1 protein-coding gene is annotated in these 930 nt (G+C 45.3%); it reads left to right on the forward strand.

All coding sequences use genetic code 11. The features are described 5' to 3' along the window. The first annotated feature begins 123 nt into the window (after positions 1-123). Positions 124-843, forward strand: coding sequence for a hypothetical protein (locus tag QEH54_RS22780; RefSeq protein WP_309021035.1), 720 nt, complete (start codon positions 124-126; stop codon positions 841-843). Positions 844-930 lie beyond the last annotated feature (87 nt).

Raw genomic sequence — 930 nt, forward strand, 5'->3', positions numbered from 1 at the left:
CTTGGGGAGTACTAATTGAAAAGAAAGTCCAACCAGTCAGCCCATACAACTCCGGCCAGCGCTCCGCGCTGACCTACGCGTATGGCTTTCACGTTAGAAAAAATGAGAACCTTCCTACCTATCATGCTTTTCTCACTCGTCCTCCCCTTTCTTGGAGGCGCATCAGAGACAGCCTACAAGGTAGCTTGGACCATCGAATCGTCACCACATGGCGACACTTTCGAGCCCACTGTGGATTCGGGGTACATGGTTCTGCTAGAAAGTGAATGCGTCGCCTTCAAGGTGAACACTACTGCCGAAGCTGTCGCTATTTATGACATAAAGAATAAGTCGATCTTTAGCTTCTCACTAGAGAGATGGATCGATTTAGACCAGTTCAAGACTCAATCCTTAGACAATCAGCGAAGGAACCTGATTCCAATCGCCGAAGAGGACACGAATCACGCAAGAATTCTCAAATCAATTTCTGCAACAGACTTCGATATCTATGAGAGCGAAGGTGATCTACTTTTTATAAAGGATCATCTCACCTACTGGATCAAAGCAGAACCTATGAAGGAGAGCTTTCTCGAGAGGTATGCTCTATTTTACGAGATGAAGCTGTACCACTTTCTTCCCAGCGGTTCTCCTCCGCCAAATGCACCAATAGAAGTGAATAGGGAATTGAAGAAAAGAGGCTTGTTTCCGAATGACATCAAAACCGAGATCCAACTTCACAGAGAATCGATTAAGACCCATACGACTTTATCAGTGAGTTTAGCCTCACCCGAAGAACTTAAGACAACAAAAGAAATTATTTCTAACCAGTCAGCCCATACAACTCCAGCCAGCGCTTCGCGCTGACTTCCGCGTATGGCTTTCACGTTCGGTAGAAAACAATGAATCGATTTTTCACATTCACCTTTCTCTTTGTCCTGACAAGCATCTCGT

This window comes from Pelagicoccus sp. SDUM812003, from assembly GCF_031127815.1.
Lineage (GTDB): Bacteria > Verrucomicrobiota > Verrucomicrobiia > Opitutales > Opitutaceae > Pelagicoccus.

What these genes read in the sequence shown, in the direction of transcription:
- QEH54_RS22780 (WP_309021035.1), top strand. Translation starts at nt 124, where the DNA reads ATGCTTTTCTCACTCGTCCTCCCCTTTCTTGGAGGCGCATCAGAGACA.